This is a genomic window from Polyangium mundeleinium, assembly GCF_028369105.1.
GTDB classification, from domain to species: Bacteria; Myxococcota_A; Polyangia; order Polyangiales; family Polyangiaceae; genus Polyangium; species Polyangium mundeleinium.
In genome coordinates, this window is sequence record NZ_JAQNDO010000001.1 from 11,538,206 (window position 1) to 11,551,715 (window position 13,510).

Genomic DNA, 13,510 nt, shown 5'->3' on the forward strand with positions numbered 1-13,510 from the left:
TCCGCCATCTTCCCTCCCCGCCCTCCTCCAAATCCTCTTTCCCGACGCGGAGCCGAGAAGTGATGGCGTCGTGCCGAAGCGCGTAGATCGACCAGCCCTCGAGCCCGGCGCGGTCGCGCATGCGCTCGAAGGCTTGCGTGAGGCCGTACTGCCCCCACGGTCCTGCCTCGCTCGGGCAGCGCGAGGTGACCGTCGCGCGATCTCGGGGGCGAAGGCCGGAGCTTGCGCCTTCATTTGGGGAGACACGTCTCGGGGATCTCGGGCGAGCCGGGCCAGGTGATGCCCACCTTTTGAAGCCTGCGCTGAGCGGCAAGCACGCGCTCCGGGTCGGGCGCGGGGAGAAGGAGCGTTTCGAGCTCGGCGGGCGTGAACTCCGTGGGGCCTTTCAGCGCGCGGTCGACCACCGCGTCCATGATCGCGTGGGCGGGGGCGTCTTGCGGGCGGTCGTGGTACGTCACGATCCCCCCGGGGCGTGGACGATACGACTCACACGACAGCGGCAAGAGCCGCCCCTTGTGGAGCAAGCCCCACGCGGCCAGCCGGCGGGCGCCGCGGGCCCGTGTCGGATCGTGGACGGCGAAGAGCGTGCCACCGACGCGATCGCCGTGGAGCCAGAAGCCCACGCCCGCCTGCCTCTCCCCATGCTCTTCCCCCACGTAGAGCATGCCGACGGCCATCACGAAGGCGAGCTCGAGCTCGGCGGGGAGCCCCGGCACGGCCCCACGCACGTCGTCCGGGCCGCCGGTCACGGCGTCGAGCGAGAGGCCGAGCTGCTCGATTGGCCCGGCCCCAAGCTCGCACGCGAGGCCGACGACGCCTGCCTCGGTCCACGCCACGACCTCGTAGTCGCCACAGCCGTCGTCGTTGTAGATGGCGCCCCTCTTGAGGCCGCCCTCCCACATCGCGCCGTCGCAGGCTGGGAAGGCAAAGCGCCCGATCCGCTCGAGGTGGGTTTCGATGTACGCGCGCAGCGCGGCGCGTACGATGACGTCTCGGTCGAAGACGAGGCGTCCGAAGTGACGGGTGACCCGTTCGATCATGGTGTTTCGCCTAAACCCCGTCGATCCCGGCGTCAACGGGCTCGCCGCCTGCGTACACCGGCCGCGTCACGGCGTGTACGGCGGAACCTTGTTGATCTGCACCACCTCTTTTTCCGGCGGGACGTTGTAATATAGGAAGCGGTTGAGCCTCCGCGAGATGACGGCCGCGTTCTTGTACGCGTTCGTGCCCCACGGGCAACTGCGCAAGTCCCTCCTGGGCACCACGTGGTGCACCTGCGCGCGATCTGGGTCGTTTTCAGGCGTGCCTTTCGGATCTTTGAGGACGAGCGGCTCGATGCATGTCGTTTTCTGGCAGTTTTTCACACAAGGATACTCGAAGCCCGCGAGATCGGAGCGAATCTCGCCCTTGTGCGCCTTGCGGTTGACCTGGAGGATCCACTCCCTCTGGTCGAGGGACTTGCCGTCGTCGCCGACCTGGCCGCTGGAGCAGTAGAAGTCTTTGTCCGGTTTGATGGTCGTGACCTCGACCAAGTTCCGGTACGGACCGCTCACCTCCGTCGGAACACTTTTGACTTCGATGAGCGACGACTGGAGCAGCGCGTCCTCGTACTTGATCGGGATCTTGATCGCGGGATCCGGACCGACCTGTAGGGTGTAGTCACCGTTGCCGACGGGCTGGCACGTGTAGCCCTTGTCGTACGGCGCATTTCCCGACACCTCGCCGATCTTCACGGCATCGGCACACGCGGCTTCCCACGTTTGGTAGAAGCAGTCGAACGTGCCGGCCTCGGACATGTAACAAGCGCTGCCGAACGCGGCGATGTACTTGCTCCGCAGCGCAACGTCCTCCTTCGGGTTTCCCACGAGCGGGATGCGGTAACGCATGCACGCATCGGGCATCGGCTCCGCGCATTCGCTCGACGTGTCGGTCGGGGTGTCGGATGGAGTAAGGCACGAATCGTCAGGCCCCGGATCGAGAGGCGACCCGCACGCCCCCGTCATCCCTGCCCCACCAAAGCCCAACACCAGCAAGCCCAGCATTGCCGAGCGGCGTCTCGTCATTGCTCGCATGCAGTCCCGAATCGCACGTTGATCGGCCGGGCGACAAGGGAAAACAAGCCAGGTGGCTCACGATGCGCCCGGGAACCGAGCGTCCCATAATGGTGACCGGATCGGCGGGAGCCGCGGGAGCCGCGGGAGCCGGAAGCAGGTTGACCTGGAACCGTCTCCAAGACGGGTCGATTCGAGGTGGTTCCTGGTCAACCTGGTTGCGCCGAGCGGTACACAATCAGATTTCGCTTGCCGGCGCGGAGCCAGGAAGTGATGGCGTAGTGCCGGAGCGCGTAGATCGACCAGCCGCCGAGCCCGGCGCGGTCGCGCACGCGTTCGAAGGCTTGCGTGAGGCCGTGCTGCCCCCACGGCCTGCTTCGCTCGTTCAGCGCGAGATGACCGTCGCGTGAGCCGCGGTCGATCGGCACGAGGAGCCGCGCGGGCTCGGGGGCGATGGGAATCTCGCGTTGGCCGGTCTTCGGCGTGTGAAGCTCGCCGTGGGAGCGACCTTCGCGGACCGAAAGGAAGCCACCCACGGGGCGATCGTCGTCCCAGCGGAGGAGCATGTCGCGACGACGAAGCGCGCGGACTTTATTGGGGCGGAGGCCGGCGTAGGCCATAAGGGCGAAGCTCAAGCGGTGCGTGTCGCGCGCGGCGGCGAGGATCGCGTGGACCTCGTCGTCGGTGGGGAGCTCCAGGATACGCTGGCCGATTTGCTTGAGGCGCGGCAGGCCCTTGGGCGGTTCGGCGAGGGAACCGCGCTCGGCGGCGAAGCGCAGAACGGAACGGAGAACGACCTGGATGTTGTTGCGGGTCGTTTTGCGCGAGCCTGCGCTTCGACAGCTCGGGGTCGAGCTCCGCGGCCGCGTGGCCGTCGACCTTGTCGAGGGGTCGATCGGCGAAGCGTGGGAGCACGCGTGTGCTCGAGGATCGACGTGTATCCGCGGCGGGTCGTGACTTTCAGGTCCGTCAGCATGTATGTGCTGCGGAACTCGGTGGCGATTTCGGCGAGGGTTTTCGTCGGGGGTGGGGGTGGGGAGGCGGGATCGGTGGGGGATCTGGGTGGGGAGGAGCCGGCGGCGGGTGCTGCTGGGGGTGGGTCGTCCGTCGGCGCGTACGGGGTGCCGAAGCGGGCGAGGTTCAGGAGGTAGCGCTTCTCCTCGGCGCGAGCGCCGGGGATTGTCTGGGATTGCGCGTCTTTCCGGAATCGATGGCGGGTGCCATCGGGGAGGCGGTAGCGGATGTCAATGAACAGAACCGGGATGCCCCGTCGGGTCGTTCGTCGGACCGCCATGACTTGGGAGCCTTTCCCAGGTCATCTCAGGCCAGATGACTGCGATTGGCGCCTTATAGCACGCTCACCCACGTTCATCCATCGCGGTCAAACGGTAGAATCCCCCAGAGCCGCTCGCCCCAGGCCCCCGACTCGGTCATTGCCCCCTTGCCCTTCTGCCTCGCGGACGGGCCCGACCATGTTAAGCACCAGCGCCGGCCAACCTTTCCTCGCCATTAAACCACACATACCCCATCCGGTGCCATATCTCCTGACTGGCCCTAAAAGCAACATTTCGTTGCCATGAGTCTGCCGCATTCATGCCCTGAGCAAGGACCTTCAGTATTCGGTCGCTACCTACCTTGCCAAGCATGCTCAAAATCCAGCCTCGCTCATACCTGCCGCTGAAGCGGTCTGATTCATAGAGCGCAACGAGCCACCCCTCCATCTCACTCGTGGCGATCTCATATAGAGCCCTGAATTCATCTAGCCGGTCGTGCTCTTCTTCACTCGCTTCTCGCTCCAGGAGAGCCATGAGGCGCTGCCTCGCTTGCTCGGTCCCGACTTTCTCTAATGCCTCAATGTAGACGCCAGACATATAGGCGCTCATGGTCCGGCGATCGTGCCCGTTCATCGACCACGTCCTGTCAATCCACCGGATCGCTTCGTCGGGCGGGAGCCGATGGGCGCCACGGATGAGCTCACTTTCAGTATATAGCTCCCTGTTCGGCGCCGCCAAAATATGCTCGAATACCTCGCGCGCGAACGTCAACTCACCCACCTCACCTAAGGCCAGTGCGGCGCACGCCAGAAATCGAGTATCCATGTCCCTTGATATAAACCGACTCACGAGTGGCACCAGATCCCTCATCCGCTGCGCCCCCATGAACGACATCAATAGCTCCAGTGGAATTCGATACATCAAGCGAGGCGAATTGCCTTCCAGCAATAACAACCGGAGCTGTCCGTGGCGTGCCAAAAGCTTTATGCAGGCGGACTGAAGTCGCTCGTGCCCTCGACGCGAAGCACTCACATCCCTATGAGAAACATCGAGCATGGCGCGCAGCACATGCTCCTCTATCCATGCGAACGGAAACCGGACTGCGGCATCAATCCCTTCGGCTCGGACACGACAATCGTCATCCGTACACAGAACAATGCATGAGTCGAAAGGGATTTCTCCAGCCGACGTCGCAAGAGCGCGCGCGAACGCAAGCCGGGTTTCGACGGGCAATGAACGGTTACACGCATTGTCAGCGATCAGCCGGACGACGAGTGGCTCGTCAAAGGATGCAAGCACATCGACGTCTGAGGTGGGCCAACCATGGCCGCGACGCGAGCCTCCGGTGCGAACGACCCGGTCCGCCACTGCACGTGCGACCGCGATGCTCCCGGTCACCTTTAGAACTCCCGCGAGATCTTCGACGGTGCCGTAATTGTCGTCAACCTGATCACTTACAAACCACTCAACAAGCTCAGATTCTATTTGAGATCGAAGCATCCCTCTCCTTGCAATCGTTCTCAGAGCGTAGCTCGCATGCGCACCAGGCCATCGCACGCTCGCGGCTTTCCACATACGCAAAAGGGTCCGCTGGGCGTCCTCGTCCCCAATTTCGCCCAGTGCACGAAATATGGCCTCGCTCCCACTTGCGAGCGATATTTCATCAAATATTTTCCACTCCAATCGACCATCGATCGCGGCACGGACATTCGGCATTTGCCTGCGGGCCATCTCAATAAGAGCCGAGACCTGGATGTCGGGAGTTCCAACGTCCAGCATATCCGCTAACGTTGCATCTACGGAGGAACCGGCCAACCGCGAAAGGGCCGCGAATCCGGCCGTTCGTACTTGAGAATAATCAGACAGACAGCATTTTCGGAGTTGGGGCAGAACCTCTTCTACAAATAGGTTGCTCCCTGCCCCTCCCAACTCGGCGACAGCCTCGGCCGCTGCAAAGCAGTTCAGCTTACCAGCAGCAGAAACAAGCTCTCGCGATGATTCCGGCAGCATCGCCAGAGCCATGGGCAGAATGGTTGCGTAGCGCGTTCGCGACACCATGTCGGCAAGGTCCAACCGCCCCAATGAAAGCAACCTTGACACTTCCACAGCGGCAAAATATTCGAGGAAGGCGCGATGCCAAAACGTTACCCCGTCGCCCTCCCTCCTGACGAAACCTGTCGACTCAATATTCGACAGCACCTCCGGCAAGCTCACACCGAAAGGCATGTCTCTAGACTCTTCCAGCTGTCTTACAGCAGATCTAAGCGCCTCTCTCGCGGATGAATCATCGAGACTGTAGCCTTCACCCTCTCGCGCTGTGCGAAACGCAAGGCATGATAATAGGCGGACCTTCACATCCCAATCTAGGTCTCGCTCAAATCGGTCCTTCGCCAGTTCGATCCTCCTTACTGATTCCACGACCTCGCGCAGAATCTGCATTCTCCCCGTCGGAATACTTCCAGACGAACGGAACAGAAGTACCAGCAAGGTCAACAACAGCGTGTTGGATGTAAGCCGTTCGAGCCTGCGATCCCTAACTTGATTGCTAAATCTGGCATGCTTTCCGGGCAGGTGTAGCTTCAGGAGTCGCTCAGCACGCTCTGGTGACAGGTCTTCTACGCGATAGCGGCGCGCGCCGGCCCACGTGGGCACACGCATGGGTCGCGTACTAATGATGGCTCTCGTTGCCTTGTACTCTCCAAGGATCATCTGAAGCTCGCGCTCAACCGCTTGCCGCGATTGGTCGACCACCTCATCGAAAGCGTCAAGCAGAAGGAAGAGGCGCCCCTGCCGAAGGAGAGCACGCAGCGATTCTGTTGTCGGGGATCCGTCGAGCCCTGAAAGTGAATGCTGAACAAGGTCCAGTATGCCAACCGACGGAATACAGTTTCGAAGTCGGATTAGCACCGGAACCACCGTACTGCTCCCGTTAACAAACGCTCGTGCCTGACGGAAGCGCAATTGCGCCAACAGGGAACTTTTGCCGATACCCGACTCGCCCACGAGAATTATGGGCGCGGAATCTTGCGTGTTGAACACCTCGCTAAATTGTAGCGGAGGGTTGCTGCCGTCTTTCTCAAAATGGCGAAATACATGCAGCGCTTCCGGCAGGAGGGGTTCGACATCACCGTTGAGTGCGGTTTGAAGAGGTGACGGCAGCAGGGAAGGGACGCCATCCTGAAGGATGCGTCCGATGTACGACCCGAAATCATGCCATAACACGGATTCTGGCACTGCGGATGGTGCCCCGGCGAACATCGCCGGACCATTCACGATGACTTGAGTCGTTACGGGCGCGTGATTGTGTACGACAGCCACGGGACCTTGTATCGTGTCCCCCTGGGCGCTCCGGTCGACTGTTGGGCCCGGGTCCGCGGTTCGCATTTGCTCAAGCAGGGCACGCGCATACGCTGCCGAAATCATTGCGGCATATCCTTGCCAGCGATCCGCCTTGTGCTCATCGCAATAGTCGCAGGTTCCGCGCACGACGAGGTAACCGACGGCGTTCAGCCACGCGCTGTCGGCGACCCCGGCCCCCTCCATCTCCGCCGCCTTCACACCAAACGTATCGCGCAGACGGTCACGAAGCCGCGCGTTTTTGAGCAATTTGTTCGCGGACGCAATCGGACCACGGAAAACACGAGGCTCTCCCGTGCTGCGAGCTGCTCGACCAACGACCTCTTTGGGATTGTTACTTCGATGCAAAACATCGTCATCATCGATATGCGTAGGTCTACGTGCCCACTCGAGTCCGTGCGCGCGGGCGAAGTGAGCTTCCCATGAGCGATGCCCTTCAAGTTCGGCTACTTGAAGATCACGATCCGCCGTCAGAAGTCGTGCGCCTGAGGGACGTGGCGGATGGCGGGGGAGCCTCTCAACAACACCATCCCTCAGGACTTCTTTGTCATGGTCATATTGAATAACACCGTTATGGTCCGATACAACGATGTCACCCAAACGAACATCGTGATCTAGCTTCTCTGGATCGGGCACTGCACCAGCGATGCCAACCATTAGTACATTACTAACACTGGGTAAGCGTTCCAAGACAATCGCGACGTTAGCTGCTGCGAGGTTCTCTCCCATCCATGAACACGCGAGGACCACAGCATGCGTGCCTCCGCCCTTGGCGGGGATTTCGCCAAGCACGTACTCACCCGGCGCTTTTCCTGGAGTAGAGTAGCTTACGCAACCGTCGAGCATCTTTTTCATCGCCACCATCTCTTTGGGCAGGGCGGTGATGACCGCGACGGTCGTGCGTGCGGCGAGCGCTTCCGCACGGATATGGTCGTCATTGGCAGCCATGGGGTTCGTATAGCGCGTCTAGATCGAAATAGGTAGTCCTTGGACGTACCTGCATCTCGCAGACGCTCCCTCCGATCGCCCGGAGGCCCACGGGCTGTGGAGCCCCCACACTTCGGCGTGACCACCGACTAACTTCTCCTCATCAACCTCCTCCCGGCCGCCTCCAAGTCCTCCTTGAGGTGATGCGCATACCGCTGCGTCGTCGCCAGATGCTTATGGCCCGCCATCCTCTGCACGACGTGCACCGGCACCCCCACCCGCAACCACATCGTGATCGCGTAGTGCCGCAAGCAATACACCGACCACCCCCCGACCCCGACCTTCCGCCGCACCCTCTCGAACGCCTGCACGATCCCATACTGCCCCCACGCCCTCCCCCGCTCATTCAGCGCCACAAACTCCTCCCGCCCCGCACCCCCCGCCCCCTCGCTCCCCGCCAACAACCTCCCCAGCTCCGGCGCCACCGGCACTTCGCGCTGCCCCGTCTTCGGCGTGTGCGTCTCCCCATGCGACCGCCCCTCCCGCACGCTCACGAACCCGCCCACGGCCTCCCCCTCCCGCCGCAACCGCACATCCCGCCATCGCAGCGCCCGCACCTCATTCGGCCTTAGCCCCGCATACGCCATCCACGCAAAACTCACCCGATGCCGCTCCCTCGCGGCCGCGAGGATCCGCTCGACCTCCTCGTCCGACGCAATCTCCAGAATGCTCTGCCCCACCGCCTTGAGCCGCGGCATCCCCTCGGGCATCGCGCGCAGATACTTCCGCGCCACCGCGAATCGCAGCACCGACCGGATCACCACCTGCACATGGTTCCGCGTCGCCCGCGCGAGCCCCCGCTCCGAAAGCTCCAGGTCGAGCTGCGCCGCATTCCACCCCGGCGGAAACGAAGGCGCTCAGCAAGCGAAGGACGGTCTCGTAGAATTCCGCGCCCGATGTTCGGTTGGGCCTCGAAGTCGAGCCCGATCTTTCTCGCCCTCCACCTCCTCCCCGCCTCCAAGGTCGATAGCGTTCCCCAGCGCGTGCTCACGGACGAACTCAGGCGTGTCGACGGCGTAGCGTGCCTCGGACGTGGCGTCGGCACCGGCGGGGCCCAGCGGGCAAAGGCGAGGAGGGGGCGGGCCCAGAAGGACAGGGCACGCGACGGCCGGCGCATGATCCGGCTCGATGGGGCGGCCGCGCGCGAAACGACTCCCACCCGGCTGCCCTCCACGGCCCCCCGCCTCCCTCACGCCCTGCGCGAGGAGACCCATGCAAGGACCGTCACACACTCCACCGGAACCCCTACCCCCTTCCGATCCCTTCCCCCGCGCAGCCTCCTTCGTCGAAGCGCTGCGGGACGGACGCCGGGTTCGCATCCTCACGACGGAACCGTGCATGGAGGCGGGGAGATGTTGCGCACATCGCTTCCGGTCGTGCAGGGAGGACCCGAACCGATACGCGTATCGCTTCCGGTCGTGCAGGGAGGACCCAAACCGATACGCGTATCGCTTCCGGTCGTGCAGGGAGGACCCGAACCGATGCGCGTATCGCTTCCGGTCGTGCAGGGAGGACCCGAACCGATACGCGTATCGCTTCCGGTCGTGCAGGGAGGACCCAAACCGATACGCGTATCGCTTCAGGTCGTGCAGGGAGGACCGGACGTGATGTGCGTCACGCCATCGCGCACGCGTCGTCCAAACGCAGACTCCCCGGCGCCCGGAGCCGCGCGCGCGTCTCGGCACGCAGCGCATAAATCTCCTGCGCAGCCGGCCCCCACGCGTACCGACCGGGCTGCGCCTCCACCAGGATCCCGCGCTCACCCAGCGCCGCATACACATCCCCAACCGTCGGCAGATGCGCCGCGGGGTACGCCGCGACGAGCGCCTTCGGGCTCACGTGTTCCAACGCACGCTCAGGCTCCCCCATCTGGTGCGTGACGAGCGCGTAATCCAGCGCGATGGGCTCGAACAACGCCTCGACGACGCGTTGCAGCCGCGTATCACGCACATCCTCGGCCGTCCCCGGATCGAACCACCGATGGCGCGCGAGATGATCCCGCACGGCCACATGGTGCCCAAGGAGCACACGCGCATCCCCATGAAACCAGTGCATCCACTGGTTCTTCAGCGATTGCTGAAGCACGGGCGACGCGAGCTGCGGGGCCTCCAGATCACTCTCCAGCACGCATGCCCCCCGGCGACGAAGAGCGGCCGCGAGCCACGCCTCGTCCACGCCTTCGAGCTCGGCGTGGTTGAGAAACATGCGCAGGTGGAAGCTCGACACCGTCGTCTGGCGGACCTGCTCGGCGACGATCTCCCGGGCGAGGGGCTGCACCTCCGTCGAGGGCTCCAGCGTGAGCGGCGCGCCGCATGCGATATGGACACGGCCGAGCTGCACCTCGTCGCGCGCCATCTGCGTGAGCCATTCGAGCGTCGCGGTAAGCGACATCGGCGGACGCGCGCCGCCCCCGAGCTCCCCTTCGAATGCGCCCTCCTCGGGGACACGATCGTACGAAATCGCGATGGGCAACACGACGAAACGCCGCCCCGTCGCTTGCAGCGCCCGCAAAAGCCCGCGCCGAGGGGGCAATGCCCGCCGCGCGCGGCTGCGTTGCCCCTCGACGAAGAACATCACGGACGCGTCGCGCGCGACGAGCCGCTCGAGCTTGTAGCTCACCTCGCGCACCTCCTTGCCGACGCCCCGGCGCACGTAAAACGCCTGGGATTGCTCGAGCAGGCGCCCGATGAGCGGGATGTTCGAGAACTCCTCGGCCGCGGCGATGTGCGGCACCGGGATGCCGAGCTCCGGGTGCTGGAAGCAGAGGTAGCTGCCGAGGAGGAAATCGAAATAGCTGCGGTGCGAAGGCGCGAGGACGAAGAGGGCGCCCGGCGGGGCCGCGTCGACCGCGCGGCGGAACGAGCGGCGGTCGAACGTCACGACCGACGTGCACCGCCGCAGCGTCTTGCGCAGCCCGTAGGCGAGCGTGCCAATCGCCCAATTGCCCGGCCTCCGCGAGAGGGTCCACGGCAGGTCCTGGTTCCCGTCGTCGTGGTCACGCCCCGCGAGCGTCTGCTCCGTTTCCTTCATGGCAGCGCCTCCTCGATTACCCTTCGCCGTGACCCAGCTTCACCTCGCCGAGGACACCATGATTCCCTGCGCCGAACAGGTTGTCCGGGTCGACGGCCTGCTTCACGTCGCGCATGAACGCGCGCGCGCCCTCCGAGTAGATTTCCTTCACGAAGTCCTGCCGGATCTTGCCGACGCCGTGATGGTGGGAGAGCGAGCCCCCGGCGGCGAGGATCTCCTCGCGCGCGGCGTGCTCCATCTCGCTGTATTGACGCACGGGGTCTTCGACGCCCTTCGCGTAAAAGCCGAGGTAGAAGTAAATGCAGACGCCCGTCGGATACACCTGCGTGATGCGCCCGGTGAAGAAGGGCTTGCCCGGCAAGCGCCGCTGCTCGTGCTCGCGCAGCACGCGCTTGTGGACCCGGTCGTAGAGCTCCAGCGCGCGGCTCCACGGGACGCTCGTCTCGAAGCTCTCGGCGATCGCCCAATGCTCGAACGTGAGGTCGCGGATGTACGCAATGCCGAAGGTGAGCTGATAGCCGCGCTCGCCATTCGCCGCGCCGGCCTTCAGGCCGCCGTGCTGCTTGGCGATGCGGTAGAGCGTCTTTTCCTGGAACTCGACCTCGTCTTTCGTCCCTTCGAAGACGATCGTGGCGACGGCGAGCTGGTGCGGATCAAAGCCCTTGATCTTGGTGACGAGGAGCTGCTCCGCGTGGCTCTTCGCATGCGCCAGGAGCCCTGTCTTCTTCGGCTTGAGCGCCTGACCGAAATGAAACTGCGTGTTATCCATGACGCGCACGCTCGCGGGCACGGCGCCGGCGCGCTGGAGGTCGTACAGGAAGGCGAGGCCGCGCTCGAGGTCGGGGAAGATGACGCTGCCGTAGCGCTGCACCTCGGGCACGGGGAAGAGCTTGACGATGGCGGTCGTGATGATGCCGTAGTTGCCTTCGCTCCCGAACATGAAGTTCCGCGGATTGGTGCCAATGCTCTCGCGCGGCGCCACCTGCGGCCGCTCGACGACGCCACGCGCAGTGACGACCTGCATATCGAGGACGAGGTCCTCGATGTTGCCATACCGGTTCTTCTTCATGCCGCTCGCGTTGGTCGCGATCCACCCGCCGAGCGTCGAGAATTCGAGGCTGTCGGGCTCGTGCCCCATGGTGAGCCCGTGCTTCGCGAGCTCGGCGACGATGTGCCGGCCCGTCGCGCCGGCCTCGATGCAGGCCATGCGGTTCGTGGGATCGATCCAGAGGACCTTGTTCATGCGGCGCATGTCGACGGCAAGGACGACGCGCTTTTCATCGATCGACAGGCGCAAGGCATCCGTGACGTTCGTGCCGCCGCCGAACGGAATGAGGCACGCGCCGTGCTCCTTCGCGACCTCCGTCAGCTTCACGACCTCGTCATGCGACGTCGGAAAGACGACGAGATCGGGCACGCGCGGGAGGCGCTCGTAACGGATGGCCCAGATCTCGGCGCCGGTGTGCCCGTGGCCGCGGCGCAGGCGAACGAGCGGATCACTCGAGATCTGATCGTCCTTGAGGAAGCCTTTCAGCCCAGCGACGACCGCGCTCGTGTCCATGGCCTCGGGGACCGGCGGGGGATAATGCGGCTCATTGCGATTGCCGTAGGAGAGCGGCGCGGAGAGCGTGGCCGAAATCCAAGGCAAGAGCGACGGGAGGTCGACATTGCTGATGTTGTAGCGGCGGCCGGTGAGCACGACGTTGCCGTTCGGCTTCACGACGAAACGCGTATCGGCAAAGCCCCAGCCATCCAGGCTCTCGTCGTCTTTGGGCAGCGGCGCCGGGCTCGGGATGATGCGCGTGCTCGGGGCGCGTGCGCCGCGCGGAGGGAGGGTCGAGCCGGATGCGTTGTCGCGGTTGTCGTGTGCCATGGTGGTCGAAGGATGTTGCTCGGAAAGGATGGAGCCTCAAGCGAAAGCCTTTCGCCCGACGAGGCAGGCCGGACCTGTAGCACAGGGAGGGCGCGTCGTGCCACGCAATGAAGCAACACGTGGCCGTGCTGCATCGCGGCATTTCTGCGCGAGCGCAAATGTCTCAATGGCCCGATGCTCACGCCGCCACGCGCGGGCGGCGTGTCCCCTACTCCACCCGAACGACCGCCTCTTCCGGCAAGCTCGCCGCGAACGCGTCCCGCGCCGTCCGCACCTTCTCCACGTCGAGGCCGTCGAAGGTCAGCTTCGTCCGGTATTCGAGCCCGCTCCACCGGGGGTATGAGCCGATCTCCACGTCCGGGTGCTCCGAGACCACGCGGTCGAGCATCGGCTTGATCGTGCCCTCGTCGAGGGTCGTGAAGACCGCATGCGAGACGAACGGCACGTCGGCGCCGAGCTCCGCCTGGATCAGCGGGATCTTCGCCTGGAAGATCTCCGGGACGCCCGGCAGGATCCACACGTTGTTCATGACGACCGTCGGCCACGGCATCGACTTCGTCGACGCGAGGCGCGCACCATGCGGCATGCGCGCCATCAAGAGGTGCCCCTCGGTCACCTTCTCGCCGTAGTAGGTCCGCAGCATCGCCTCCATCGACGGGTCGGTCACCACGTGCGTGCCGAAGGCCCGCGCCACGCCGTCGATGGTCACGTCGTCGTGCGTCGGGCCGACCCCACCCGAGGTGAAGAGCCAGTCGTGCGTCTTCGACAACGTCCGCACTTCCTCGGCGATGACGTCGATGTCGTCGAGCACCATCACCACGCGCCGGAAGACCACGCCGAGCGAGCGCAGGGCCCGCGCGAGCACGACGATGTTCGCGTCCGCGATCTTGCCGCTGAGCAGCTCGTTGCCGATGATGAGCGCCGCCGCCGTTCGCACG

General features: G+C 64.3%; 8 protein-coding genes. All 8 read right to left on the reverse strand.

Annotated elements, in window-relative coordinates; all coding sequences use genetic code 11:
• Window positions 1–230: 230 nt before the first annotated feature.
• Window positions 231–1,040, reverse strand: coding sequence for a hypothetical protein (locus tag POL67_RS45515; RefSeq protein WP_271927699.1), 810 nt, complete (start codon window positions 1,038–1,040; stop codon window positions 231–233).
• Window positions 1,041–1,106: 66 nt separating this feature from the next.
• Complete coding sequence (locus POL67_RS45520; RefSeq protein ID WP_271927700.1) at window positions 1,107–1,886, reverse strand: hypothetical protein; 780 nt, start codon at window positions 1,884–1,886, stop codon at window positions 1,107–1,109.
• Between the two features lie 374 nt (window positions 1,887–2,260).
• Window positions 2,261–2,686: a site-specific integrase gene (locus tag POL67_RS45525; protein WP_271927702.1), complete on the reverse strand. Its 426-nt coding sequence runs from the start codon at window positions 2,684–2,686 to the stop codon at window positions 2,261–2,263.
• 840 nt (window positions 2,687–3,526) lie between these two features.
• A complete protein-coding gene (locus POL67_RS45530; protein ID WP_271927704.1) occupies window positions 3,527–7,630 on the reverse strand; it encodes a phosphorylase family protein in 4,104 nt (1,367 codons plus the stop codon).
• Between the two features lie 128 nt (window positions 7,631–7,758).
• A complete protein-coding gene (locus POL67_RS45535; protein ID WP_271927705.1) occupies window positions 7,759–8,433 on the reverse strand; it encodes a tyrosine-type recombinase/integrase in 675 nt (224 codons plus the stop codon).
• Between the two features lie 850 nt (window positions 8,434–9,283).
• The gene (locus POL67_RS45540; protein WP_271927706.1) at window positions 9,284–10,699 is read right to left on the reverse strand and encodes a 1-acyl-sn-glycerol-3-phosphate acyltransferase; all 1,416 of its coding nucleotides are present in this window, start codon (window positions 10,697–10,699) and stop codon (window positions 9,284–9,286) included.
• Between the two features lie 16 nt (window positions 10,700–10,715).
• Window positions 10,716–12,572, reverse strand: coding sequence for an FAD-binding oxidoreductase (locus tag POL67_RS45545; protein ID WP_271927707.1), 1,857 nt, complete (start codon window positions 12,570–12,572; stop codon window positions 10,716–10,718).
• 208 nt (window positions 12,573–12,780) lie between these two features.
• Window positions 12,781–13,509, reverse strand: a complete 729-nt coding sequence (locus POL67_RS45550; RefSeq protein ID WP_271927708.1) for a competence/damage-inducible protein A — start codon at window positions 13,507–13,509, stop codon at window positions 12,781–12,783.
• Window position 13,510 lies beyond the last annotated feature (1 nt).